This window comes from Aquirufa echingensis (genome assembly GCF_042714525.1).
Classification (GTDB): Bacteria; Bacteroidota; Bacteroidia; order Cytophagales; family Spirosomataceae; genus Aquirufa; species Aquirufa echingensis.
The window spans coordinates 236,292-262,566 of sequence record NZ_JBBKYA010000002.1 but is presented as its reverse complement, the minus strand read 5'-3'; the positions used below and the strand labels follow the sequence as shown (position 1 = coordinate 262,566).

At 41.5% G+C, this 26,275-nt stretch carries 19 protein-coding genes; 12 read left to right on the top strand and 7 right to left on the bottom strand.

What is annotated here, in order from left to right:
- Both SKC38_RS03785 and SKC38_RS03780 read left to right on the top strand, forming a co-directional pair.
- Nucleotides 1-834, top strand: a complete 834-nt coding sequence (locus SKC38_RS03785) for a phosphatidate cytidylyltransferase (RefSeq protein ID WP_377975229.1) — start codon at nt 1-3, stop codon at nt 832-834.
- 55 nt (nt 835-889) lie between these two features.
- Complete coding sequence (locus tag SKC38_RS03780) at nt 890-1,603, top strand: peptidase associated/transthyretin-like domain-containing protein (protein ID WP_377975227.1); 714 nt, start codon at nt 890-892, stop codon at nt 1,601-1,603.
- A gap of 162 nt (nt 1,604-1,765) precedes the next feature.
- Here SKC38_RS03780 and pgeF read toward each other — a convergent pair whose 3' ends face one another.
- The 3 genes from pgeF to SKC38_RS03765 are packed head-to-tail and all read right to left on the bottom strand — an operon-like array spanning nt 1,766 to nt 4,873.
- The gene (gene pgeF, locus SKC38_RS03775; protein WP_377975225.1) at nt 1,766-2,503 is read right to left on the bottom strand and encodes a peptidoglycan editing factor PgeF; all 738 of its coding nucleotides are present in this window, start codon (nt 2,501-2,503) and stop codon (nt 1,766-1,768) included.
- Nucleotides 2,493-3,116, bottom strand: a complete 624-nt coding sequence (locus SKC38_RS03770) for a gluconate 2-dehydrogenase subunit 3 family protein (protein ID WP_377975223.1) — start codon at nt 3,114-3,116, stop codon at nt 2,493-2,495. Before SKC38_RS03770 ends, pgeF begins: the two co-directional genes overlap by 11 nt.
- On the bottom strand, nt 3,116-4,873 hold the full coding sequence (locus SKC38_RS03765) for a GMC family oxidoreductase (RefSeq protein WP_377975221.1): 1,758 nt from the start codon (nt 4,871-4,873) through the stop codon (nt 3,116-3,118). The genes SKC38_RS03770 and SKC38_RS03765 overlap by 1 nt, the downstream gene beginning before the upstream one ends.
- A 76-nt stretch (nt 4,874-4,949) precedes the next feature.
- On the opposite strand from SKC38_RS03765, the gene mutS reads away from it, so the two are divergent.
- Nucleotides 4,950-7,580: a DNA mismatch repair protein MutS gene (gene mutS, locus SKC38_RS03760; RefSeq protein WP_377975733.1), complete on the top strand. Its 2,631-nt coding sequence runs from the start codon at nt 4,950-4,952 to the stop codon at nt 7,578-7,580.
- A 116-nt stretch (nt 7,581-7,696) separates the two neighbouring features.
- On the opposite strand, the gene SKC38_RS03755 is transcribed toward mutS, so the two are convergent.
- The 3 genes from SKC38_RS03755 to SKC38_RS03745 are packed head-to-tail and all read right to left on the bottom strand — an operon-like array spanning nt 7,697 to nt 10,016.
- On the bottom strand, nt 7,697-8,581 hold the full coding sequence (locus SKC38_RS03755; RefSeq protein ID WP_377975220.1) for an NAD kinase: 885 nt from the start codon (nt 8,579-8,581) through the stop codon (nt 7,697-7,699).
- Between the two features lie 3 nt (nt 8,582-8,584).
- The gene (locus SKC38_RS03750; RefSeq protein WP_377975218.1) at nt 8,585-9,253 is read right to left on the bottom strand and encodes a hypothetical protein; all 669 of its coding nucleotides are present in this window, start codon (nt 9,251-9,253) and stop codon (nt 8,585-8,587) included.
- Nucleotide 9,254: 1 nt separating this feature from the next.
- Complete coding sequence (locus tag SKC38_RS03745) at nt 9,255-10,016, bottom strand: alpha/beta fold hydrolase (protein WP_377975731.1); 762 nt, start codon at nt 10,014-10,016, stop codon at nt 9,255-9,257.
- Nucleotides 10,017-10,103: 87 nt separating this feature from the next.
- Here SKC38_RS03745 and SKC38_RS03740 point away from each other — a divergent pair, with 87 nt between their 5' ends.
- From SKC38_RS03740 to SKC38_RS03730, 3 genes are all read left to right on the top strand, one after another.
- Nucleotides 10,104-11,297 carry a protoporphyrinogen/coproporphyrinogen oxidase gene (locus SKC38_RS03740; protein ID WP_377975216.1) on the top strand — a complete coding sequence of 398 codons (1,194 nt, stop codon included), beginning with the start codon at nt 10,104-10,106 and terminating at the stop codon, nt 11,295-11,297.
- 62 nt (nt 11,298-11,359) lie between these two features.
- A complete protein-coding gene (locus SKC38_RS03735; protein WP_377975215.1) occupies nt 11,360-12,679 on the top strand; it encodes a vanadium-dependent haloperoxidase in 1,320 nt (439 codons plus the stop codon).
- Entirely contained in the window at nt 12,679-13,056 is a 378-nt protein-coding gene (locus SKC38_RS03730) for a group III truncated hemoglobin (RefSeq protein WP_377975213.1), read from the top strand. Before SKC38_RS03735 ends, SKC38_RS03730 begins: the two co-directional genes overlap by 1 nt.
- Before the next feature lie 223 nt (nt 13,057-13,279).
- Here the strand turns inward: SKC38_RS03730 and SKC38_RS03725 are convergent, their stop codons facing one another.
- Entirely contained in the window at nt 13,280-14,365 is a 1,086-nt protein-coding gene (locus tag SKC38_RS03725) for a DUF5009 domain-containing protein (protein WP_377975211.1), read from the bottom strand.
- Nucleotides 14,366-14,442: 77 nt separating this feature from the next.
- On the opposite strand from SKC38_RS03725, the gene SKC38_RS03720 reads away from it, so the two are divergent.
- The 6 genes from SKC38_RS03720 to SKC38_RS03695 all read left to right on the top strand — a co-directional run bounded on the left by SKC38_RS03720 (nt 14,443) and on the right by SKC38_RS03695 (nt 26,265).
- A complete protein-coding gene (locus SKC38_RS03720) occupies nt 14,443-15,519 on the top strand; it encodes a mevalonate kinase family protein (RefSeq protein ID WP_377975210.1) in 1,077 nt (358 codons plus the stop codon).
- Between the two features lie 3 nt (nt 15,520-15,522).
- A complete protein-coding gene (locus SKC38_RS03715) occupies nt 15,523-16,392 on the top strand; it encodes a sugar phosphate nucleotidyltransferase (RefSeq protein WP_377975208.1) in 870 nt (289 codons plus the stop codon).
- 120 nt (nt 16,393-16,512) lie between these two features.
- Entirely contained in the window at nt 16,513-17,826 is a 1,314-nt protein-coding gene (locus tag SKC38_RS03710; protein WP_377975206.1) for a gluconate:H+ symporter, read from the top strand.
- Between the two features lie 264 nt (nt 17,827-18,090).
- On the top strand, nt 18,091-21,252 hold the full coding sequence (locus SKC38_RS03705) for a SusC/RagA family TonB-linked outer membrane protein (protein WP_377975204.1): 3,162 nt from the start codon (nt 18,091-18,093) through the stop codon (nt 21,250-21,252).
- Between the two features lie 39 nt (nt 21,253-21,291).
- On the top strand, nt 21,292-22,923 hold the full coding sequence (locus tag SKC38_RS03700) for a RagB/SusD family nutrient uptake outer membrane protein (RefSeq protein ID WP_377975202.1): 1,632 nt from the start codon (nt 21,292-21,294) through the stop codon (nt 22,921-22,923).
- Nucleotides 22,924-23,061: 138 nt separating this feature from the next.
- The gene (locus SKC38_RS03695) at nt 23,062-26,265 is read left to right on the top strand and encodes a SusC/RagA family TonB-linked outer membrane protein (RefSeq protein ID WP_377975200.1); all 3,204 of its coding nucleotides are present in this window, start codon (nt 23,062-23,064) and stop codon (nt 26,263-26,265) included.
- The last annotated feature ends 10 nt before the right edge of the window (nt 26,266-26,275 follow it).

Here is a 26,275-nt window from a genome sequence, read left to right as displayed (position 1 = left end):
ATGGGATTACGAAATTTATCGAATTTGCAGCAGCGCGTTTTAGCAGCGATTATTGCCGTTCCGTTTTTGTTGTTTTGTGTTTTATATAGCGATTATACTTTTTTAGTGCTTTTTTTAGTGATTGGAGCATTGGCACAGTTGGAGTTTTACAAATTGGTTGGTAGCATTAGTGACAATTTACCTTTGACATTTTACGGTACTTTTTGTGGTGCTGTGATGCATGTGTTAACTTTTTTTATTGAAAAGGGAGATTTGGCTTATCAAAATTATTACATCTTATCACCCTTATTGACGCTGATATTCTTCATCAAATTATATAAATCCAAGGACGAAAAGCCGTTTAAAAACATTGCTTACACCTTTTTAGGTATCATTTATGTTGCATTGCCTTTTACGCTTTTGACCGTTTTAGCTTACATCAAAAATGATACCTATGACTCGAATATCGTTTTGGGTTGTTTGTTTTTATTGTGGGCGAGTGATTCGGGAGCCTATTTTGCGGGTACGAAATTTGGGAAGACCAAATTATTTGAGCGCGTTTCGCCGAAGAAATCCTGGGAGGGGAGTATTGGTGGGATGATAACCGCGATGGTCGTTGCTACGATTATATCGCGGTATTTTACAAATTATTCGGCTTTTCAATGGTATGCGATAGGAGTAATTATTGTGGTTGCGGGTACCTATGGAGATTTGGTGGAATCATTGTTTAAGCGTAGTATTAACATTAAAGATTCGGCGGATACCATTCCGGGTCACGGTGGATTTTTGGATCGATTTGATGGCTTGTTGTTGTCGATACCGTTTATTATCCCTTTTGTAAAATTATTTCCCTAGTTCGACGTTAACGAATATTAAGAAATAGCCATTCAATTTTTTGTTTACTTGCGTCATGTTTCAAAAACGCCTACTTGTTGTGATTTTATTGTGCTTGTTTGCAAGTGCATCTCTGTTCGCACAGGGGCAAGACAAGACGGTTTTATTCAATGCTCGGATTATCTCGGCGACGAATTCGGAATATCTGCCTTTGGCCTATGTTTATATTCCACAGGCTGGTCGGGGAGCGTTAAGTGATAATTTTGGTGCAGTGGATTTGTATGTATTTCCGGGGGATAGTGTGGTGGTGACTTATGTGGGTTACAAGCCGCAGTATTACATTATTCCGCGGACAACGGGGCAGGTGCATCAGGCGATTATTGAGATGAATGAGGATGCGCGGATGTTGTCGGAGGTCAAAGTTTTTCCACACGCGAGCGAGGAAGAGTTCAAGAAGGCATTTTTGAATTTACGATTGCGGGATGAAAAACAGCGGGATATTTTAGCAAGGAATTTGGAGCAGTCTAAATTGAATGTTTTTGCCTTGCAAGCGGGTTTGGGGGCCAATTCAAATTTTCGAAATTTTTCGGATATGATGATTTCGGGTCAAGCGAATAAATCCTTTGTGTCGAGTCCTTTGCTGAGTTTAACGAATCCATTTGCTTGGATGAGTTTCATTAAGTCGATTAAGAATGGGGATTTGAAACGGAAGGATTGGAAGGAGGCTTATAAATTACAGCCGAAACAAGTGGTATCACCACAGCAATTTATGCAAGATCTGCGTCGCTAAGCAGGGGATAGTCAGTTTATCAGGTTCTTGATAGCTTATTTGCTAGAATTGGCGTTTTATCTAGATTTAAGGGGAATTTTATCAGGTTTTTGGAACTGTTTCCGTTCGCCTTTTTGTAGCTTTGAGCGGTAACGCTGCCGGGGTCGCAGACCCCGGCAGCGTTTACCCTCTTCGCTGAAATCCAATCACCGCCAGCATCCTTCCCGTTATCCCTTGTTCCTTTCGATGTGAATAGAACGCATCGTTATTCGCCACCGTGCAATAATCCGAAATTTCAATTTGTGATATACCTAAAGCTTGCAATTGTGCTGCATTGGTGGCTTTCAAGTCCACGTGCCAGCGCGCACCGCGCTTTTCCTTGAATTCAAATTTCTCCGCCACCTCATCGCCAACTTCAAAATGTTCGATGCTGATGCACGGGCCTATGTAAGCTAAGATGTTTGCGGGATTTGAGCCGCCTTTAATCATGGAAGAAGCTGTTTTATGAACGATTTGAGCGACAGTTCCCTTCCAACCGGCATGAATCGCAGCAGCAACTTCACGCTTAGGATCGGCGAGTAAAATAGGACAACAATCCGCTATACCCACGCCCGCGAAAACACCTGGCTCTGGGGCCATAATCGCATCATAACCACTTTCATAACCCGGCGAAACCGAAGTCCAGATTTCAGACCCATGCACCTGATAGGAACGCGCTAATGCGTCCGGCGAAATACCTAAATCGGCGCAAAAAAGTTTTAGATTTGACGAAATCGCCGATGGATCATCGTCGGTATGTACCCCTAAATTTAAGGATTGATAGGCTTGAGTACTCACTCCGCCGTGGCGAGTAGAAATACCCGCCACGAGCTGAGGAATGTTTGAAAATATGTCGGGTCGAATGACTCGATTATGCGTCATAACTTAATCCATATTGCTTCAATACATCATCTGGAACGCCGTTCCATTGATTTGGTGTATTGCCTTTATACTCTAAATCTGCAATTCCCATCTTGGATGAGAAAAATCCCGTTGCCGTTAAATTACGCATCAAGGTGAAAAAACTTACCCCTTGCGATAAATGCTTAGGCGCAGTTCCTGGATAGGCAATGTCATCCACAATATTAATGCGTTGAGCTGCCGTGATTTCAATAAATTTCTTACCAAAACGCTTGTTGGACTCAGAATCCAACCAACGTAATCCTCCGCGCATCGGTGTCTTGAATTCCGGTTTATCTTTCACGATAAATTCAATAAATGCAGTTACGCCCGATTGAGAGGCGCTTCCCGATTTTCCATCGGCCGGAATGATGATGTCCGACAAAATTGTGATTGTATCCAGTTCGTGTTTGTTCAAAAATACCTCCGCTTGTAATCGGGCTTCCATTTCAGCCTCTTCTTGCGTCCGACCATTTGGTCTTTTGACAGGAACTTTCGCGGATTCTAAATTCTCAATCGCCTTTTCATCCGGATTGAAAACGGCTAAGCCCAACGAACTCAAGCCCATATTTTTTAAATAGTCTCTTCTTTTCATTATAGGTTGCCTTTTTTACGTTGATCAATAATGTACTCAGATGTCCGAAGTGATAATGCCAAAATCGTCCACGTGGCATTTTTATCGCCTTGTGACACAAATGGTGCAGCATCTGCTACGAATAAATTCTTCACATCATGTGCTTGGCAATTCGAATTTAACACCGAAGTATTCTTGTTGTCACCCATACGTGCTGTTCCTACTTCGTGAATAATACGTCCTGGATCTGCCAAACCATAATTGCTATCCGCGCCTGGCTTCTTACCCATCGGCTCACCACCCATCGCATGAATGATTTCCTCAAAAGTCTCCTGCATGTGCTTCGCCTGCTTCACCTCGTAATCGCTCCACTTGTAATTGAAGCGTAATACCGGAATGCCATATTTGTCTACCACATTCGGGTCGATTTCGCAGTAGTTGTCCTCGCGAACAACAGGTTCACCGCGACCCGCGAAGCTCACATACGATCCATAGAAACGACGGTAATCTTCTTTCAAGGTCGCTCCATAACCACCCGCTGCTTTTTTCAAGCCATCGCGCGTGAAGTTCTCCCGACCATTCAATCCTTCTATTCCCCAACCGAAACCGTAGTTTGGCATACCCATACCTCCACCGTATTCGATGTGGTATCCGCGTGGGAAATCTAATTTTGCGTTATCCAACCACCATGGGGTGTAAATGTGCATACCACCCACACCATCTTCATTGTACCGCTTACGGTTGAACAAGGAAGGGATAATCGCTGAACGCGACGCACCCGTGGAGTCATTTAAGTATTTTCCTACCACACCGCTCGAATTGGCTAAGCCATTCGGGAAGCGGGAGCTTTTAGAATTCAAGAGTAAACGTGCTGTTTCTCCAGCGCTGGCAGCCAATACAACAATCTTTCCTTTTACAGTATATTCCTGCATCGTACCCGTGTGAATATACGACACACCCGTTGCCAAACCAGTAGCTGGATCTGTCAATACTTCACGCGCCATCGCAAATGGTAACATTGTTAGATTACCAGTCGCTGCTGCAGGTTTAATTAACACAGACGATGATGAGAAATCGGCATAAGCTGAACATCCTCGATTACACTGTCCGCAATAAAAACATTGCCCACGTTCGTTGTTGATCGGTTTGGTCAACATCGACATCCGCGAAGGATAAGTTGGGATACCTAAGGCTTTGTTCGCCTTTTTGATCATCAACTCATGTAAACGGGGTTTTGGGGGAGGTAAGAAAAATCCATCTGGATTGTTTCGCAAGCCTTCATTGGTGCCAAAAACACCAATCATTTTATCAACTTTGTCGTAATAAGGTTTGACATCGTCATAGCCGATTGGCCAGTCGTCACCTAATCCGTCAATACTTTTTCGTTTAAAATCATCTGGACCAAAACGCAAGGAAATACGTCCCCAGTGGTTTGTACGTCCGCCGACCATCCGAGAACGGAACCAGTCGAATTTTGTGCCATCTTTTCTTGTGTAAGGTTCCCCTTCAATGTCCCAACCACCATAGGCTGCATCGAAATCGCCGAAATTACGCAATGAACTGCTTGCACCGCGGCGAAGTGATTCGTAGGGCCATTTGAGTTGGGTCATATCTTTCGGGTCTGCCGGATCAAAGGGTTGGCCCGCTTCTAGCACACAAACTTTGGCTCCCGCCTTCGTTAATGTATGCGCAGCCATTCCACCGCCGGCTCCAGAACCGACAATCACCACATCGAAAACTTCTTGTTGGGATTGAATGTAAATAGACGAATTAATCATAGTTTGAGGTATCGGTTTAAAGAATGGTAAATGTATAAATTTTGACTTATTTTTGTCTTCATTAGCGATAAAAATTTTGGCCAAAAAAACACCCGATGGGCAAGAGCCCTTGAAAAAAGGGGAGACCCCACTTTCCAGACAGTTTAATCAGATTAAAGCCAAGTATCCGGGAGCCATTTTGCTATTCCGGGTAGGTGACTTTTATGAGACGTTTGGGGAAGACGCGGTGAAAGCATCCAAGATTTTAGGAATTACCCTAACGCGCCGCAATAATGGGAATGCTGATGATCATTTGGCGGGATTTCCGCATCATTCCTTGGATACTTATTTACCCAAATTGGTTCGTGCCGGCCAACGCGTTGCGATTTGTGATCAATTAGAAAATCCAGCAGAAGCGAAAGGAATTGTGAAGCGTGGCGTAACGGAATTAGTAACACCCGGCGTTTCGTTTAATGATCAAGTGCTTGATAATAAGCGGAATAACTATGTAGCATCGATTAGCTATCAAGAAAAAGATGCACAATTTGGGGTGGCATTTTTGGATATATCCACCGGTGAATTCATGTGTTCACAAGGGCCTTTGGCCTATGTGCAAAAACTGATTCAAAGTTTCATGCCATCTGAAATTTTGTTCCCCAAAAAATACAGAGCTGTCTACCAAGAAAATTTCGGAGATCAATATCATTCTTTCTCCATGGAAGAGTGGATTTTTTCACATGAATTTACGTATCCGCTTTTGACGGAGCATTTCAAGACCAAAAACCTGAAGGGCTTTGGGATTGAAACGATGCCGCTTGGAATCATAGCAGCGGGGGTTATTTTACATTATTTAGCTGAAACGGAACATAAGCAGGTGGGGCATATTGCCACGATTCAGCGAATTGAGGAAGATAAATTCGTTTGGTTAGATCGTTTTACGATACGAAACCTGGAATTAGTCTACTCAGTACAAGAGGGTGGGGTGCCTTTGATTGATTTGATGGACCAAACGATGACGCCCATGGGTGCGCGTTTGTTACGTAAATGGATGGTTTTGCCTCTGAAAGAGTTAGCAGCGATTCAAGAACGTCAAGCGGGTGTTGCGGGTTTATTGGAGGTAGATGAGACGATGGATTTGCTCATTTCGCTCTTGAAGCCCATTGGCGATTTGGAACGTTTGATTTCCAAAGTAGCGGCTGGGCGAATTAATCCGCGGGAGTTGGTGCAGCTGAAGCGCGCGCTCCAACAAGTTCCTGCAATTAAGGAATTACTAGCTACACATCCTGCGCCAATTTTACAGAAATGGGCAGATCAATTGAACCCATGTTTGCATTTGGTGCAGAAAATCGAATCAGCTTTGCGCGACGATGCACCGATGCTCGTTCATCAAGGTGGTATCATCAAAACGGGTTATTTGCCGGAGTTGGATGAGCTTCATCTTTTGTCAACAAACGGCAAGGATTACCTGGCTGCCATGCAGAAACGGGAGATTGAACGAACGGGAATTACTTCCTTAAAAGTCGCTTATAATAAAGTTTTCGGCTATTATTTAGAGGTTACAAATGCACATAAGGATCGCGTACCGCCCGAATGGATTCGCAAGCAGACCCTTGTGAATGCGGAACGCTACATCACGGAGGAATTGAAGGGTTATGAAGAGAAAATTTTAAGTGCGGAGGATAAAATATCGACAATTGAATTCGGGATTTTTCAAGAATTGGTGCGAGAGGCTTTGGAATATTTGGAACTGATTCAATTGGATGCGCTCGGAATCGCAACCTTGGATGTGTTGACTAGCTTTGCCCAGGTAGCGAAACGCAATCAATATGTCCAACCGGATTTGCATACGGGGGATTCGATTCAAATTGAAGCGGGTCGCCATCCGGTTATTGAACAACAATTGCCTTTAGGGGAGCTATATGTTCCGAACGATGTGTATTTGGATAATGAAACCCAACAAATCGTCATGATTACAGGGCCCAACATGGCTGGTAAGTCGGCATTGTTACGCCAAACGGCTTTGATTGTTCTGATGGCTCAAATGGGGTCTTTCGTTCCCGCATCTGCAGCTTCAATTGGACTTGTGGATAAAGTATTCACCCGTGTAGGCGCGTCGGATAATTTATCCAAAGGCGAGTCGACCTTTATGGTGGAAATGACCGAAACGGCTGCGATTTTGAATAATTTGTCGAATAAATCCTTGGTTTTATTGGATGAAATCGGTCGGGGAACGTCAACCTATGACGGTGTTTCCATGGCTTGGGCAATTGCGGAGCATCTGCATAATCATCCGAAGAGTCGGGCGAAAACCTTATTTGCAACCCACTACCACGAGTTGAATGAATTAACGGAAGATTTTCCGCGCATCAAGAATTTCCACGTTTCTGTGAAAGAGGTGGGAAACAAGATTATCTTCTTGCGTAAATTGGTTCCAGGCGGTTCTGCACATAGTTTTGGTATTCATGTGGCCCAAATGGCCGGTATGCCTACATCTTTAGTTTTGAGGGCGCATGAAATTTTACAGAATTTGGAGAAAGATCATGTATTGGAAGACAATGTCGAGAAGTTGAAAGAAATGCCGAAAAACAACTATCAATTGAATTTATTTGGTGCAGAGATTCCGGAGGGCTTGAAGAAAATCGAAGAGCAATTGGGGTCGTTAGATGTGAATACACTTTCACCGATTGAGGCGCTGTTGAAATTGAATGAGTTGAAGCGGTTGTTGTAGAGACGCGATACCTCGCGTCTATTTTTCAAACGGTCATTCTAGAGACGCGATACCCTCGCGTCTAAAACAAAAAAGACGCGAAGTATCGCGTCTCTACATTTTATTTTTCGCAGGAATTAATTACGCACATCCAATCCCCAATTCAATTTATTCCTCAAGGTTTGCAAGAAATCATCGCCAGGAATCTTAACGATTTTGGCTGTAAAAGGGGCTTTTTGAACCTCAATGCTAAATTTGCTATCGATGACGCGGGAGCGAGAATCGATGGAGATAAGGAAATTTTGGCTCCGACTGCTTATTTCAAATTTCAATTTGGCATCACTCGAAACCACTAAAGGTCGCACATTTAAGTTGTGAGGACTCATGGGTGCAATGATCAAAATATCTGAACTTGGCATGACTAAAGGGCCGCCTACCGACAACGAATAGCCCGTTGAACCAGTAGCCGTTGAAACAATTAGTCCATCTGCCCAGTATGTATTCAAATAATTTCCATCTACGAAAGCTTTGATGACAATCATCGATGACGTATCTGTCTTCATGATTCCCACTTCATTTAAGCCGAATTGTTTTCCATCAAACAAGTCGATTTCGGAATGTACCGAAACGAGTGTCCGATCTTCAATCCGATAATTTCCGGCAATTAATTGGTCCACAGCTACACTTACATCTTGTGGTGATAAGGTCGCCAAAAAGCCCAGTCGGCCTGTATTAATCCCCAAAATGGGCAATTCTTTGTTGCCAATGTGTGTAAGCGTTTCCAATAAGGTCCCATCGCCACCGATACTCCAAGCCATTTGAACATCTGCGGGTGTGCCGCTAAGTTCTGCGTAGGATTCAATGTCGCCAACTTGAAAATTATGTTCTGCTAGATGATTCTTAAAAAATGCGGATAACACAATTTGGCAGTCTTTTTTACATAAGATATCCCATAGATTTTCCATCAGCGGACGATTTTCGGCCGAAAAAGATTTTCCATGTATGGCGATGCGTAAAGGCACAAATTATGGGTTTAAGTATTTTAAAAGCAAGTCAAAGCGGCCCGTATCCACCTTTTCATTTTTGCCAAAATGGAAGGCTTTTTCGATGTGAATGTTGTGGCGTTCCAAACTTTGTACGATCGCAGAAAATTGTTCCGTTTGAATCTGTAAAATCAATTCAGGTAAACCCATAGGATCCTTCGGATTTTGAATCATGAGCGAGCGTGTAATCAGGCCATTGTTTTCCTCAATGAGGCGGGCAATCAAGCTGAATGAATCCCGTTGGCTATGAAAAGGGATGTAAATAATACCACCATTAGTAGCATTAAAGCCATTATTCATGAGGACGCTTGCCACCATTTTGGCCTCTAAATATCCCTGAAATTTTCCTTCCTCATCGGTTACCGGCAAGATGGAATATCCACTTGCCTCAAACCATGGGAGACTTGCGAATAAATCTTCTTCAGACTCTAGGTTATAATGGGATAGGTTTTCACGTAATTGGTCGATTTTGCCATCGGGATGAAGAGCTTGTGCCAACATCCTTTCGCTCACATTTCCGATTAATTTTTTTCCATCCAGTACGGCTAGACTTTCTTGCTTGGATTGATGCAAGATTTTTAATCCCTTTTGGATGGAGTCCTGTAAGGAAAGTGTCGGGTAGTCGTAGGAAAGGTAGGTGAGGGCCAACATCCTATAAGGGGTTTTTATCGAGCCAATGCTGTAAAATCTCGTTGAATTCTTCTGGTCTTTCCATCATGGGAGCATGGCAACAGCGGTCAATGAATTGCAATTCAGATCCTGGAATCAGGGCATTGAATTCATGGCCTACGTGCGGTGGCGTAATGGTGTCATTTAATCCCCAAATCAACAAAGTCGGCTTGTCAATGCGAACAATATCTTTCGCCATATTGTTCCGTTGAGCTGATTTTGCAATCGCAATGATGCGCATCACTTTTGGAATACTATTGGTAATTTCAAATACCTCGTCAACCAATTCCTTACTTGCCGTTTTGGGGTCATAAAACGTGTATTCAACGCGTTCTTTGATGTATTCGTAATTGCCACGTTTCGGATAGGATCCACCCATGGAGTTTTCAAACAATCCCGATGACCCAGTCAAGATAAGTCGCTGAATCTTTTCAGGGTGTTTAAGGGTATAAATTAAAGCGACATGTCCACCTAATGAGTTTCCAATAACGCTGAATTTGTCAAGTTTTTTGAATTCTACAAAGCCTTCAATGAAGGTTGTTAAGCCTTCACATCCTGCCTCTTTGATGGGCATGTCGTGAATAGGCATTAAGGGAATGATGACGCGGTATTTTTTTGAAAAATGATTGATAACCCCCTGCCAATTACTCAACGCACCAAACAAACCATGCAAGAGAAGTAGGATTTCTCCTTGTCCTTCGTCAATGTATTGGTAATTGTTCTCCTCCTTAATCGTATAATTCATTCCGTAGGGACTATTTAATTTGCAAAGTAATAAAAAAGGATTCAAACTTTTCATCCTTTTTTTAGTTTGTTAGATATTAAACAAGATATGAAGCCAATTGTTATTATCGGGGCTGGAATTGCTGGATTGCAGGCCGCCTCCCATTTGCATCAAATGAAGGTGCCATTTGTATTGTTGGAACAAGCTGATCATGCTGGAGGGCGTGTCCGTTCAGATTATGTGGATGGATATATTTTGGATCACGGGTTTCAAGTGCTACAGACAAATTATCCGAGTGTTCAGCGATCATTTGACTTGCCAGCCTTGAATCTTTATGTATTCGATTCCGGTTCAAAATTGTGGTATGGAGGTCAATGGGTTTCATTTTTGAATCCTTTGCGGTCGGGTTTGAAACTGTTGGATTTAGTTCCGCATCTCATTTCGTTCAAGGATGTATTTCTACTGATTCGCATGTGGTTCAAATTGCAATGGTCGGCAAACGAACATGTAGATTCAGGTGAAACCACCGCAGCTATGTTAGATCGTTGGGGTTTTTCTGATACGTTTCAATCCAAGTTTATTCGACCTTTTTTTCGAGGTATTTTACTAGATCAACATTTACAGCAGCCAGCCTCTTTGTTTTTCTTTTACATGCGACAGTTTTTGGAAGGGCAAGCTGCATTACCTGCGAAAGGAATGGGAGAATTAGTGAGCCAACTGTTGGCTTCTTTGCCAAGGGGTTCTGTTCGTTTAGGTACCGAGGTAGTACACTTAGGCGATGATTTTGTGGAATTAAAAAGCGGAGAAAAAATCGAATTTGAACGATTGATTTTGGCAATTGATCCACATGCAGCTTCAAGATTATTGCATGTCGACTTGCCTGATTCTGTGCATTTAGGTGCTAAAACGTTCTATTTTTCAGTACCATTGCGAAAGGAAAAAGATAAACTATTGCATCTTATTCCGGGTGACTCAAAATTGCTGCATTATTGCTTCTTATCGCAAATTGCGCCCACTTACGCACCCGAAGGGAAGGAGTTATTGCAGGTAACAAGCTTGGATGTATTATTGAATGAAGATGAGGTACTCAACTTGTTAGCTGAATATGAAGATGTAACAGGATATACCTTTTTACGAGCTTATGAAATTCCGCGATCACTAGTTAAGATGGACTCATTTGAAGCACTTAAACATGCCGCTCAAGCGAAGGGAATTATATTAGCAGGCGATTATTGTGAAATGCCGTCTTTGCATGGAGCTTTAGTATCCGGTCAAAAGGCAGCCGTTCAAAGCCTTATTTAACTGATTTTCATCAGGGATTTTTTGGGATAATTCACGTATATTTGTCCCGTAAATTGACCCTTATGAAGAAACTATTCGTCCTTCTGGCACTTGTTTTTGTAGCTGCATCGTGTAAAAAAACTAACCCAGACTATCAAAAAGAAGCTGCCAATCCACGTTTTTTAGAGCGTGCGGAGAACATGTTAACCGAAAGTATCATTCATGATATTTTTGCACCTCCGGTTTCATCTCGTATTTATATGTACTCAAGTGTGGCGGGGTATGAGGCTGCGATTTTGGGGGATCCTAAATTTAAATCATTGGTTGGTCAATTAAATGGATTCGAATCAGTAGCGAAACCAGAGCCTGGCTTAGAATATTGTTTCCCTTTAGCATCTACGCGTGCATTTTTATCGGTAGGCAAGAAATTGACTTTCGCACAAGAATTATACGTGGAGTTTGATAAGCAAATCGAGGAAGATTTTCGCAAGACAGGTATGCCGGATGATGTGTATGAACGTTCCGTTGCTTTGGGGGATTCCATTGCAGCTTCGGTGATGAGATGGGCCGCGAAAGATCATTATAAGCAAACGCGTGGTTTCCGTTTTACGGTAACAAATTTGCCAGGAACATGGACACCAACTCCTCCAGCGTATATGGATGCAGTGGAGCCCTATTGGAACAAAGTTCGCCCTGCGATGTTGGACACAGCCAGCCAATTTCGTGCTCCAGTGCCTTCGAAGTTTGATTTAACGAAAGGGAGTCCATATTACAAGGAAGTAATGGATTCCTATTTGACTGTGAAGAATTTGACAAATGAACAACGTGATATTGCGAATTTCTGGGATTGTAATCCTTTTAAAATGAATATCACTGGACATGCGATGTTTGCGACGAAAAAAATGTCGCCAGGTGGTCACTGGTTGGGCATTGTTGCGCAAATTTCGCGTCAATACAAGAAAGGATATACGGAAACCGCCGAGGCTTTAGCTTTAACGTCGATTGCCATTTTCGATGGCTTTATTTCTTGTTGGGATGAAAAATATCGTTCGATTCGTATCCGTCCAGAAACGATTATTAATGCTTCGATTGATAAATCTTGGATTCCGGTTTTACAGACGCCTCCATTCCCTGAATATACCTCTGGTCATAGTACGATTTCGCGTGCGGCAGCAGAAGTATTGACTAAAGTGTATGGTGATAATGTTGCATTTAATGATTCAACGGAGGTTCCATATGGTTTGCCACCACGTAAATTCACATCATTTATTCAGGCTGCAGATGAGGCATCTATCAGTCGCTTATATGGGGGAATTCACTTCCGTCCTGCATTAGATGAAGGTGCGAAACAAGGCTCAAAAGTGGGACAATATTTATTAGCCAAAGTTAAAACACGCAAATAATGCATGATATAGCCTCTCGGGATGACATCAAGGTTTTTGTGGATGCTTTTTACGGCGGCATGAAATCGGATGATCTGGTGGGGCATATTTTCCTTGATTTGATGCAAGTAGATTGGTCGCATCATTTGCCTAAAATGTATGATTTTTGGGAAATGCTGTTGCTCGATGGGACAAATTACAAAGGTGCACCGATGCGTCCTCACATGGAAGTAAACCAAAAAGAACCTTTAACAATGGCACATTTTGACCGTTGGTTCGAATTGTTTTCCGCTACTTTAGATGCACATTTTGCGGGTCCTAAAACCGAGGAGGCCAAAACGAAAGCGTGGAACATTGCGCAGACGTGGGCGTATAAATTTAAGTTGATAAATCAGTAGAGACGCGATACTTCGCGTCTTTTTTATTTCCCCAGGTTAAAACCTGGGGTTATTAATATTTGATGAGGATTGGTTTTATAGCCATAGGCTTCAGCCAATGGATTCCCCAGGTTAAAACCTGAGGTTATGATTTTTGTCGCAGATTTTAGTGTAAGGGAAGACGCGAGGTGTCGCGTCTCTACATTATTCTCCGACGTCCAACGTCTAAAGTCCAACGTCCAATCTACAATTTCCAATAAATCTTCTTGCTATCCAGAAAGCTTGCCAATTTGATTACAATGGCTAATGCTACAAACGCATTAATAACCTGAGCCCAATCCGACGGGATATGGCTGATTTGTGCAATAAATCCTACAAATACATAGGTCGTTTTCGTCAGCCATTGCGGAACTAAGGTTTCAAAAAAGAGGTAAATGAATATCGAGTTATTTCCCATCGAATTCAAATAGTTTGGTAATTGGAAACGTGGTTTTTCGTTGATCCAATTGGCATAAAATAAAGCCATCATGAGTGTAACCCAACCTGCGGAAGCCACCGTAAAGGAAAGTGTTGCCGTGCGTTTAATAATAGGTAAACCAGCTAAATCGAGACCATAACCTACTAATATGCCTAATAAACCTAGGCCAATTAATGTTCTTAATACTGTTTTGGGTGGCGAAGTGCGATGTATCAATCGGCCGATTAACGCTCCCCAGATCGTATGTGCTGCTGTAGGAATAGCATTCATGGCTATCCAATGCCCTTGGCTCAATTTACCCATTAAAATCATGTCGATATAGGAGCCAAAATTTTTGTCGGGTGTGTATGCCTGATCGTAACCGGGGATGTCGGTAAAGACGTATAATGAATGTGATAATAACAATAAAAACAAAGACGCCGCAAGTTGTAATGGGATGGAAAATCGCAATAATGCAAAAGTGATAATCGTCGTGAAGGCGAGTTGGCACAACACATTCCATAGTTCAAAAACCATTTCGCCCCGGTGAACACAAATCAAAACAATCCCGAAGAAAAGTAATAGAAATGATCGTTTCAGTACTTTGGGCCATAATTCTGCATATGATGCCCCTTCATCCATGCGTTTGTAGGTAGAAAAATACAAGGCTGAACCTGCTATCATCATGAAGCCAGGTTGGAATAAATCCAAGAAATGTAATCCTTCCCAAGTAGCATGAAAAAATTGTTGGATTACGAAGGAATGGGGGAATAAATCTTCCAATTTACTGTACACGCCTGAACTTTCGGCGGCAAGGAGAACGAGAATGAAACCTCGGAAATAATCAACGGCGGGGAAGCGTTTTTTGATCATGGGTTTAGCTTATGACGTTCAAAGGTAAACTATTTTTTTAAATTCAATTTTGTACTTTTGTTTACGAACAAAAAATTATGATTGTATCTACTCCGGGTCGGATTTGCTTGTTTGGTGAACATCAAGATTATTTGGGTTTGCCTGTCATTGCGGCTGCGATATCAAAACGTATTCAATTGAAGGGTGCTTTCCGACCAGATCGGATGGTTCATTTTGAATTGCCTGATATTCAAAAATCAGAAACATTTAGCCTGGATTTTCCGCTTGTATATACCAAAGAGCGTGATTATTTCAAAAGTGTCTTGAATGTGCTTGCACGGAAAGGGCATGTGTTTGATAAGGGTTTGGAGATAGAGGTTCGCGGAAATATCCCCATCAATTCAGGTACTTCAAGTTCATCGGCATTACTCGTATCATGGGTAGAATTGTTGAATGAAATGTACCAATTAGGTTATTCGCAAAAAGAGGTAGGGGAGATTACTTACGAAGCGGAGGTTCTGGAATTTACGGAGCCAGGCGGTATGATGGATCAATATTCAACGGCAGTGGGGAATGTGATTTATTTAGCGAGCCATCCAGAAATATCGATTACGACTTACCAACAAGCTTTGGGAACATTTGTCTTAGGAGATTCAGGAGAACCCAAAGATACTTTGGGGATTTTATCGCGAGTTAAATTCGGGACCTTGGGAGGAATTCAAAAGATTAAGGCGATTGATCCCTCATTTGATTTAGCAACAACAAATGTAGCTTTTTGTGAGCAATATCGTAGTCAATTAAGCGAAGATGAATGGATATTGTTAACCGCTAATATATCGGATCGGGATATACTTTTGGCAGCGAAGAAAATGTTTGAAGGAGAAGAAGCATGGGATGATGTTCGCTTAGGGAAATTGTTAAATGAACATCAGGAAAATCTGCGTGAACATAAGCAAATTTCTACACCTAAAATCGATCGCATGATCACGGCGGCTTTAGCTGCTGGTGCTTTAGGAGCTAAAATTAATGGTTCTGGGGGTGGAGGGTGTATGTTTGCTTATGCGCCAATAAATCCGGAGGCAGTCGTGAAGGCTATTGAAAAAGAAGGAGGGAAAGCATATATTATCCGAGTGGATGTGGGGACCCAACAAGAAAAAGCAAGTTTATTTTATTAAGATATGAAAAAGAGATTATTGATTTTGGCGGGCGGAATGGCATCGCGGATGAAGAAAGCGATGGCTGAAGGAGCGAGTGATCTAGATCCTACTTTGGTAGCACAGGCGAATTCGGTGACGAAGGGAATGATTCAAGTAGGGAAAAATGGAAAAACTTTAATTGATTATCAATTATACAATGCGCATTTGGCTGGGATTGAGGAAGTGATGCTTTTGTTGCATCCTACAGATACCGTTTCGCAAGAATATTGTGAGGAATTAATGGCCAAAGATGCTTGTTGGGGTATGAAGATTGTATTTGCGCGCCAACAAATCGCAGCAGATCGCGAGAAACCAGCGGGTACAGCGGATGCGGTATATCAAGCTTTGATGCAACATGCCGACTGGCAAAAAGGACGCGTTATTGTATGTAACTCGGATAATTTATATAGCGTGAATGCATTAAAAACATTGTGGAATTCTCCTGAACCCAATGCATTAATTTCGTATCATCGAGATAGTTTATTGTATCCAGCAGAACGTATTTCAGCATTTGCTTTGATACGTACGGATGAGGCGGGTTATTTATTGGAGATCATTGAAAAGCCAACGGCGGAGCAGGCGGCAGAATTGATGGCTAAGATTGGTCGTTTAGGAGTAAGTATGAATGTCTTTGTGTTTGAGGCATCGACTTTCTTGCCTTATTTAGCGAAGACGCCATTTCACCCTGTTCGTAATGAGAAGGAGTTGCCTACTTCGGTTGTGATGTTTGGCGAAGGTGAGGGGCGTGGTTTTTACGCGATACCTTTGGCGGAGAATGTGCCTGATTTGACTTCGAAAGAGGATATCATGGTGATGCAACAATATTTGGAAGAGACCTACGGGGATTTTTAACATATTTATTCCCCAGACTGAAGTCTGGGGTTATTTTTTAGCCCCAGGTTTTAACCTGGGGTTTCTTTTTTTTGTTATCTAGGAATTATTTGTACTTTGGTGCAAAACCTATTTAATAAGATGTCGATTGCATTTGTAATACTGTCCATAGGACTCTTGGTCTTTTTGATTACCTATTTAAAGGTAAATTCATTTATCGCTTTTTTATTGGTCAGTATTTTCAGCGGGATACTGCTAGGTTTGCCCTTGCCAGATTTAGCCAAATCGATTCAAAAAGGTTTAGGAGATACCCTAGGTTCCTTGGTGACCATCATCGTGTTGGGAGCGATGCTTGGAAAATTAGTGGCATCGAGTGGTGCGGCCCAGCAAATTTCCGGTTCCTTAATTAAATTTTTTGGGGAGAAGCATATTAGTTGGGGCCTCATGGTCACCGGTTTCGTGATTGGAATTCCCCTATTCTATAATGTAGGATTCGTATTAATGATTCCATTGATATTTGCTCTTGTTCAACGCTACAAATTAAATCCCTTAATGGCGGGCGTTCCTATGATGGCTTCATTATCGGTAGCGCATGGGTATTTGCCTCCACATCCATCTCCAGCGGCATTGGTGGCACAATTTGGTGCCAATATGGGCTTGACTTTGAGTTATGGTATATTGGTGTCGATTCCTGCGATTATTTTAGCAGGGCCACTTTTCGCGAAAACCTTAGGTCATATTCAGCCAAAGGCCTCAAAATCTTTTGTGACGCAAGAAATTCCAGCGGATGAATTGCCGAGTATGACATCTAGTTTTTTAACTGCTTTGTTGCCCGTATTCCTTTTAGTATGTACAACAGCCTTGGATATACAATTAGGAAAGGATTCGCCAGCGTCTCCGATTTTACATTTAATCGCGGATCCAGCCATGGTGATGCTGATTGCAATTTGTTTTGCGACGTATACCTTAGGGCTCCGACTAGGGAAATCGATGGAATCAGTCATGTCTATTTATGGGGATGCGGTGAAAGATGTGGCGATGATTTTATTGATTATTGCTGGAGCGGGGACATTTAAGGAGGTTTTATTAGCATCAGGTGTAAGTAAAGAAATTGCGGGTCATTTAGGGAATTTACCCATTCCTCCTCTAGTGCTTGGTTGGTTGATGGCCGCCATCATTCGCGTGTGTATTGGCTCTGCAACGATTGCTGGCTTAACGGCAGCGGGAATGATTTTGCCTATTGTGAGTGCGGGTGGTGTGAATCCCAACTTAATGGTATTGAGTATTGGCGCAGGAAGTTTGATGTTCTCGCATGTGAATGATACCGGCTTTTGGATGTTTAAAGAATATTTTAATTTATCTGTCAAAGAAACCATACGATCTTGGTCTTTGATGGAGACAATCGTTTCGATCACGGGACTCTTAGGGGTTCTTGTTTTAAATCAAATTCTCTGATTTCTTGGAATAATTTAATTTATTCCCAAATGCATTCTTTTTGTTTTCTGCGAATAGTGAAACTATTTTTTGTAGGATAGATCAAATGGGGTGCATTTTGGGCTATTTTCCTTTGAATATTCTGAGATTAGTCAATTTTGCCATTAATAATTTGGTTAAAATTTGACAGTTTATTAATATTTCTCTAATTTTCAATCAGATTGATTATTTATCAACAAATTTTTCAACCCTAACTAAACAAGTACATGAAAAAAAAATTTACTCATGACTTTTTTGTTGGCTTTCTTCTCGCTTACGAGTTTAGTAGCGCAGGATAGAAAGGTAACAGGAAAGGTGACCTCGGCTGAGGACGGCTCAGGTTTACCCGGTGTAACAGTTTCGATCAAAGGAACTGGAAGAGGAACACAAACCAACGTAGACGGAGAATATACCGTTGCAGTTCCCAATGGTTCTACATTAGTTTTCTCTTTTGTAGGATTAAATGCTCAAAGTATTCAGGTAGGAAGTCAATCGGTTATCAACGTGAAGTTGACGACAGATGCACGCCAATTATCTGAGGTAGTTGTAACAGGTACAGGTACGGCGATCGACAAGCGTTCGACGGCGATTGATGTACAGGCAATTACAGCGAAAAGTTTACCATCGGTTCCGTCGGCTTCGATTGACCAAGCTTTGGTAGGTAAAATCGCCGGTGCGCAGATTTCTGCGACGAACGGTATGCCAGGCCAACCGGTAAACATCGTTTTGCGTGGTATTAACACGATTAACCGTGGAACTTCGCCGATGATCTTATTGGATGGAGTTGAATTAGGTTCAACTGACTTTGGTTCAATCGACTTAAACATCATTGAGCGTGTGGAGGTTATCCAAGGAGCTGCGGCTGCAACGATTTACGGTGCACAAGGAGCAAATGGGGTTATCCAATTGTTCTCGAAGAAAGGTAAAGCAGGTAAAGTAAACATTGACATTAATTCGTCGGTCATTACTTCTACTCCTTTGAATGTGGGTGGTTTACATAAAGCAACGATGCACGGTTTCAAGACAAATGCTAATAACGAGGTTATTGGTGGTTCAGGAAATCCTTTGGCATTAGATCCTACGTATGGTTCTTATTCAGAAAACGTAATTTTTGCAAGTACGGATCCTACGGTCTTGATCAACAAGCCATATGACAAGAACTTGAAATATTATGATCACTTCAATATGTTCTTTGTTCCTACAACGAACTATACAAACTCAGTGGCTATTTCAGGTGGTGCTGATAAAAGTGATTATAGCTTGACATTGTCAAATGCAGATAACGCAGGTCCATTCAAAAATGTGGGTGGTTTGAATCGTACGAACTTGACGGCCAACTTAGGTTTTGAGTTAGCGAAAGGTTTGAAATTGCGTTCAATTACTCAATTAGTATATACGAAGAATACAATCAATGATGGAACGGGTCGTTCAATCATTTATTCGGTATTCAACTCGCGTCCATTTGCAAACTACGATTTCAAAGATGCTGATGGAAATTATCCAGCGTATTTTGGTGATGCAGTAGGTGTGAACGGTTATAACCCTAATGCGGTTAACAATTATTCTACGACAGATTCGAAGCGTATTGATATCAATCAAAGCTTGAACTTGAATTATGAAGTAAACAAGTTCTTGACATTGGATGCGAAATATGGAATCAACTACCAAACAGATAATCGTGTTTATACTTACTTGAATCAAACAGGTAATAAGAACATTATGGACCAACAATATTGGATCTATAATTGGAATGGAAATGATGCAACAGGTGAGTTAAATAAATATGAATACACGAAATCTTTCCAAAACTTCTTGGCTTCTGCTTACATCAAGACAGACTTAGAGAATGATTTTGGTTTGAACATTCCATTGCGCACGACGACTCAAGTAGCATTTGACTACCGTAACCGTGAAAACAAGGAGTATGTATCTTATGGTATCGGTTTGCCAAACTACACACCATTCAATACTTCGCAAGCAGCTGCAACGTATGTAGCGCGTGATTACCGTGAGCCATTCATTACGTATGGTTACTTAGCGACACAACGTTTCGATTATGGAACATTGGGAGGTATTTCAGGTGGTTTCCGTACTGACTTCTCATCTGCGTTTGGTGCGGCATCTACGCCACAAACATTCCCTCGTGGAGATGCTTACTTACGTATCTCTGAATTAGGCTTCTTCAAGAATTCTAAAATCTCAACTACATTAGAAGATTTCAAAATTCGTGCAGCTTATGGTGAGGCAGGTATTCAGCCCAATGCGTTTGACCGTTACATCACGTTGAACACGGGTGTTATTGGTTCAGGTAATGCTTTCTATTTCCCATTAACTCAATCAAACCCTAATTTGAACGTTGAGATTTCGAAAGAATTAGAGATTGGTACAGATATCGGTTTGAATTTAGGTAAGTCTTCTGCTTGGTTGAATTCATTGAATTTCTCTGGATCTTACTGGAAGCGTTCTACTGATAATGCGATCTTTAACGTAGATGCAGCACCTTCTACAGGTATCGGTACAGTAAAAGATAATGCATTTTCATTAGCATCTTCAGGTATCCAAGCGAGCTTAAATGCACAAATCTACAAGGATGCGGATTGGACTTGGAATTTTACAACAAACTTTGGTAAGCAAACTTCTGAAATTACAGCGGTTCGTGGTAATGCAGAGGTTGTTGTATTATCTGCTGCAGGTTCATCTGGTTATGTTTTACGTGCAGGTGAGAAAATCGGTCAATTGTATGGTTTCATGGGAGTTCATAGCTTAGATGCTAAATTGCCAGATGGAACAGATGCAATTGCAGCTGATAAGCGCTCAGCTTATGAGGTAGCAAGTAATGGCTGGGTGGTTAACAAATCAACCAAGGCGCCATATTTCTCTACGAAAATGTTCAGCTTTGGAGATCCAAACCCTGCATTCAATGCATCGTTTATCAATGAGTTGTCATACAAAGGAATTGTAACATTCAACTTACAAGTTGATTTAGTTCAAGGAGCTCATTTGTACAACCAAACAAAAGAATGGATGTACCGTGATGGTATTCACTCTGATTACCAAGAGCCAATTACAATCAACGGACAAACGGGTGCATGGTCTGCATTCTACCGTGGAGTATATGCTGAGGTATCTCGTAACGGTACGAAGAACTACTTCTACGAAGATGCTTCATTTGCTCGTTTGCGTAACCTTTCTATCGGTGTGGATTTAGTAAAAGCTTTAGGTGTTAAAGGATTCCGTAAGTTACAATTAGTAGCTTCTGGACGTAATTTGTACACATTGACAAACTACACAGGTATGGATCCTGAAATTTCTTCTGGTGGTAGTAACTCGGCTTGGGATCGTGGTGTGGATCACAACACAATGCCAAACTTACGTTCATACCAAGTACAGTTGAACATTGGTTTCTAATTTCAGAATAGAAAAAGGTATTATTTAAATTTGAAGAACATGAAAAATATAAAAATAACCGCGCTTTCCTTTCTGCTTTTAGGTGGAACGGTGATGTCGTGTAAGGATCAATTGGATATTCAAAATCCAAACCAACCAACCCCAGCTACGGCTTCTTCAGAAGCAGGTATTGTGGCGTTAGCGCAAGGGTCTGTTTATAAAAACGGATTTACTTCTGCTGGTAATAAGTATTATGATGGTGTTGTAGGAGCATTCTACAACGGTGTTGTGGGTATTCATGAATTAATGGGAGATATTGTTACTGCTGAGGCAGCCAATACCTACATGAATAACTTGTCGGCACCTGACATGGTTATCTTAGACAATGGAGCACAAGTTCCAAATCCTAATAACCCTGCTCAACAAAAAGTATTGTTGCGTTCTGTAAACTCAAATGCTCAACAAGGACAAAATCCTGGTTTTCATGAGTGGGCAATGATGTATCAATTGAACAATGCTTGTAATACGATTCTTGAGGCGGTAGATAAGACTACTTTCACAGGAGATGCAGCGGCAAAGAAAAATGCGATCAAAGCTTGGGCGTATTTCTGGAAAGGAATTGCTTATTCACGTATTGGTTCATTGTACTATGCTGGTTTGATCGTTAACACTGCGTCTGTAACAAACAATACGTATGTTTCGAAAGAAAAGATCATTGATGAAGCGAATTCAAACTTTGATAAGGCAGCTGCTGCGGCAACGGCTTCGGGTTCAAATGCGGATTTTCAATCGGTATTAACAGGTTTGATTCCTGATTTCTTCCAAAATGACAAAGGTGCTGTTCCTTCAGGAGCACAATGGGTTAAAAACATTAACACATTGAAGGCACGTAATATTTTGGTAAATAACACGACGGCTACGATGACAGCTGCGCAATGGGGTCAAATTTTGACTTTAGCGAACGCGGGTGTAGGTGCATCTGATCCGGTATTTGCTGGAACAACAAATGCGAATGGCGATATTTTCTCGCCATCCAACTACAACGTGGCAGCACGTGCTGTAGGTTCGAACGCATCAGGTAACACGTACAAAATCTCGGAACGTTTGATTCAAGATTTTAATGCAGGTGACCAACGTTTAGCGAATAACTTCAAGCAATATCCAATCTGGATTGGTAATGCTGACCGTGGTAATGCATTCAATACACGTTGGGCGATTGTAGATAAAGGAGCAGGCTTAGCAGGTGTGATGGTTTATTCAAACCGTACAGCAGGAGCAGGTGTGCTTTATTTAGCTAGTAGCTACGAAGAAAACGAATTGATGAAAGCGGAAGCGAAATTGTGGACAGGTGATGTAGCTGGTGCAGCTGCAAGCATCAATGCAGTTCGTGCTTATCAAGGAGCTGGTATCGCGGCAATCACGTCGACAGACGCTGCAACGGTAAAAGAAGAATTACGTAAAGAGCGTCGTGTGGCGTTAGCTTTCCGTGGTTTATCATTCTACGATGCACGCCGTTGGGGTGTATTGGAAAATGGTCGTACAGGAGCTGTTGTTATTTCGAAAGACGGATCTTCGATCTCGAAAAACGCAACAATCAAGTATAGCTACTTAGATTATTGGGATGTACCAGACAATGAATTGGCAAACAATCCAGCAGGAGCAGGCAGTGCGCCTTTAAAGAATCCAAAATAAGATTCTGTCTAAAGCTGATTTATAGGGGTTTCCGAATAGGGAACCCCTATTTTTTTGGAATTTCCTTTGGGCTTTAACGGAAAATTCCTAATTTGCCGGACTAAATGTTTTATTTTTTCATTAATTAAACTAATCAACATGAAAAAACTCTTACTCATTTGGGTTTTAACAATGACTGTTTTCAGTTCATTATTAGCTCAAACAAGGCAAGTAACTGGTAAGGTTACTTCTTCAGAGGATGGTTCTGCTCTACCCGGAGTTAGTGTCAGCCTAAAAGGTACCTCTCGTGGTACAACAACAGGTGCCGATGGTTCATACAAAATCTCTGTAGGAGATGGAGCCGTTTTGGTATACTCTTTTGTTGGATACAAACAACAAACGATTTCAGTCGCAAGCCAGTCGGCGATCAACGTAGTTTTAGCTTCAGATGCATCTGAGTTAAATGAAGTTGTGGTAACTGCCTTAGGTTTGACTCGTACGAAAAACTCGTTACCTTATGCTGCTCAGCAAGTAAAAGGAGATGAATTAACTCGTGTGCGTACTGGTAATGCATTCCAAGCACTTTCTGGTAAAGTAGCAGGTTTGCAAATTACACAAGGTAATGCAGTGGGTGGTTCTACTAACGTGGTTATTCGTGGTAACAAATCATTAACAGGTAATAACCAAGCGTTATTCGTTGTGGATGGTGTACCTATCGATAACTCGAACAAGAACTCATCTAACCAGGTAACTGGTCGTGGTGGTTACGATTACGGTAATGCTGCTTCAGATATTAACCCAGATGATATCGAGTCAATGACGGTATTGAAAGGTGCTGCTGCAACTGCTCTTTACGGTTCACGTGCATCAAATGGTGTGATCATGATCCAAACGAAGAAAGCGAAAAAAGGATTAGGATTGTCAATCAATGCTGGTTTAACAGTAGGTACGATTGATAAGACTACATTCCCAACATACCAAAACCAATATGGTGCGGGTTATTCTGATCCATACCAAAAAGATGGTTTCTTGTATTTTGATGCGAATGGTGATGGCGTAAAAGATTACGTTGTTCCTACGGCAGAAGATGCTTCTTATGGTGTGAAATTTGATAATCGTCCAGTTTATACTTGGGATTCATTTGATCCAGCAGGTCCAAACTACATGAAGACTAGCCCTTGGGCAGCTGCTAAAAATACGCCAGTTTCTTTCTATGAAACAGCTATTTCTAACAACACAGCGATTCAATTAGACGGTGCTAACGATAAAGGTACTTTCAAATTAGGATTTACGCGTAACGAAGAGCGTGGTACTTTGCCAAACTCATTAGTTTCTAAAAATATTATCAACTTGGGTGGTTCGTATAATATTAATAACAAGTTAACAGCATCAGCAACAGCTAACTTCTCTACAGTAGATGGTTTAGGTCGTTATGGTTCTGGATACAGTGGATTGAACGTGAACCAAAACTTCCGTCAATGGTATCAAACTAACGTTGATATTCAAGATCAAAAAACTGCTTATTTCCGTAACAACCAAAACGTTACATGGAACTGGGGTGATCCTTCAACTCCTGCAGGTTTGAAACCAATCTATACAGATAACTACTATTGGACTCGTTACCAAAACTACCAGAACGATACTCGTTCTCGTATTTTCGGAAACGCAATGTTGAACTACAAGGCTACAGATTACTTGAATTTGATGGGTCGTGTAACTTTGGATACATACAATGAATTCCAAGAGGAGCGTACTGCTGTAGGTTCTCAAGCAGCAGCTGGTTACAGCCGTTATGATCGTACGTTTAACGAAACTAACTATGATTTATTAGCTAATTTCGATAAAAACGTAACGAAAGACATTAACGTAAAAGCGCTTGCTGGTTTGAACTTACGTAAATCGTATTCTCGTTCAATCTCTGCTTCGACAAACGGTGGTTTGATCGTTCCAGGTTTATATTCAGTAGCTAACTCAAAAGGTACAGTTGCTGCTCCATCAGAATCTTATACTCCACGTGAAGTATTTGGTTTATTTGGTGGTTTGACTTTGTCTTACAAGAACTTCTTGACTTTAGATGGAACTATCCGTCAAGACAAGTCGTCTACATTGCCAGTGGCTAACAATGCATACTTGTATTATTCAGGTGCTGCTAGCTGGAATTTCTCTGAGCACTTCAAGGATTTACCTTGGTTAACTTCAGGAAAATTACGTGTTAACTACGCAACAGTAGGTAATGATGCTCCTTGGGGTGCAATCAAGAACGTATATGATCAACCAGCTCCGTTTGGTTCAACAATCTTGTTCTCTGCTCCAAGTACGCAAAACAACCCATTCTTGAAACCAGAGCAAACACAATCACGTGAGATCGGTTTGGAAATGGCGTTTATGCAAAACCGTTTAGGATTTGATTTGACATACTATCAAACAAATACCTTGGATCAAATCATGCCAGCATCTGTTTCTACAGCAACAGGTTTCTCTTCTACGTATGTAAATGCGGGTAACATTGAGAACAAAGGTGTTGAATTAAGCTTGTTTGCTAACCCAATCAAGACAGCTGATTTCTCTTGGAATGTTAACGTGAACTTCACGAAAAACAATTCATTGGTATTAAGCTTGTACAACGGTAGCCAAAACTTGCAAATCGCTACTTTCCAAGGTGGTGTGAGTTTCAATGCGACTGTTGGTCAACCATACGGTATCATCCAAGGAAAAACTTGGAAATTCTTAAATGGCGAGAAATTGGTTAAGACGAATGGACGTTATGACATCACAACAACAACAACCAATAACATTGGTAACGTGAATCCTGATTGGATTGGTGGTGTAAATAACTCATTCCGTTACAAAAACTTGACGTTCAACTTCTTGATCGATATCAAACAAGGTGGTAATGTATTCTCTTTAGATCAATACTACGGAGCGGCAACAGGTGTGTTAGCTGAGTCTGCTGGATTGAACGATAAAGGAAATCCTTCTCGTAACTCAATCGCAGATGGTGGTGGTGTGATTATGCCAGGTGTTAAAGCTGATGGTTCGAAAAATGATATCCGTGTAGAAAACGAATACGGAACTTATGGTTACGCTTACAATCCAGCTGCAGCATTTGTTTATGATGCGAGCTACATTAAATTACGTGAGGCTAACATCGTTTACTCGGTGCCAAGCTCAATCGTTCGTAAATTAGGTGGTGTTAAAGGAGTTGATTTATCGTTATTCGGTAGAAACCTTTGGATCATTCAGAAATTTGTTCCTTATGCGGATCCAGAAGAAAACTTATCTTCAGGTAACATTCAAGGATACCAATCTGGTGCTTATCCAACAACTCGTTCTATCGGATTTAACGTTAAGTTGTTATTTTAATCATCCTAAA

Coding starts and splice junctions, on each gene's coding strand:
- SKC38_RS03745 (WP_377975731.1), bottom strand. CDS start 10,016: ATGAATTATACGATTAAGGAGGAGAACAATTACCAATACATTGACGAA.
- SKC38_RS03780 (WP_377975227.1), top strand. CDS start 890: ATGTTTCAAAAACGCCTACTTGTTGTGATTTTATTGTGCTTGTTTGCA.
- SKC38_RS03770 (WP_377975223.1), bottom strand. CDS start 3,116: ATGAAAAGAAGAGACTATTTAAAAAATATGGGCTTGAGTTCGTTGGGC.
- SKC38_RS03785 (WP_377975229.1), top strand. CDS start 1: ATGGGATTACGAAATTTATCGAATTTGCAGCAGCGCGTTTTAGCAGCG.
- SKC38_RS03710 (WP_377975206.1), top strand. CDS start 16,513: ATGTCGATTGCATTTGTAATACTGTCCATAGGACTCTTGGTCTTTTTG.
- SKC38_RS03720 (WP_377975210.1), top strand. CDS start 14,443: ATGATTGTATCTACTCCGGGTCGGATTTGCTTGTTTGGTGAACATCAA.
- SKC38_RS03715 (WP_377975208.1), top strand. CDS start 15,523: ATGAAAAAGAGATTATTGATTTTGGCGGGCGGAATGGCATCGCGGATG.
- pgeF (WP_377975225.1), bottom strand. CDS start 2,503: ATGACGCATAATCGAGTCATTCGACCCGACATATTTTCAAACATTCCT.
- SKC38_RS03735 (WP_377975215.1), top strand. CDS start 11,360: ATGAAGAAACTATTCGTCCTTCTGGCACTTGTTTTTGTAGCTGCATCG.
- SKC38_RS03750 (WP_377975218.1), bottom strand. CDS start 9,253: ATGTTGGCCCTCACCTACCTTTCCTACGACTACCCGACACTTTCCTTA.
- SKC38_RS03765 (WP_377975221.1), bottom strand. CDS start 4,873: ATGATTAATTCGTCTATTTACATTCAATCCCAACAAGAAGTTTTCGAT.
- SKC38_RS03705 (WP_377975204.1), top strand. CDS start 18,091: ATGACTTTTTTGTTGGCTTTCTTCTCGCTTACGAGTTTAGTAGCGCAG.
- SKC38_RS03725 (WP_377975211.1), bottom strand. CDS start 14,365: ATGATCAAAAAACGCTTCCCCGCCGTTGATTATTTCCGAGGTTTCATT.
- SKC38_RS03730 (WP_377975213.1), top strand. CDS start 12,679: ATGCATGATATAGCCTCTCGGGATGACATCAAGGTTTTTGTGGATGCT.
- SKC38_RS03695 (WP_377975200.1), top strand. CDS start 23,062: ATGAAAAAACTCTTACTCATTTGGGTTTTAACAATGACTGTTTTCAGT.
- SKC38_RS03700 (WP_377975202.1), top strand. CDS start 21,292: ATGAAAAATATAAAAATAACCGCGCTTTCCTTTCTGCTTTTAGGTGGA.
- SKC38_RS03740 (WP_377975216.1), top strand. CDS start 10,104: ATGAAGCCAATTGTTATTATCGGGGCTGGAATTGCTGGATTGCAGGCC.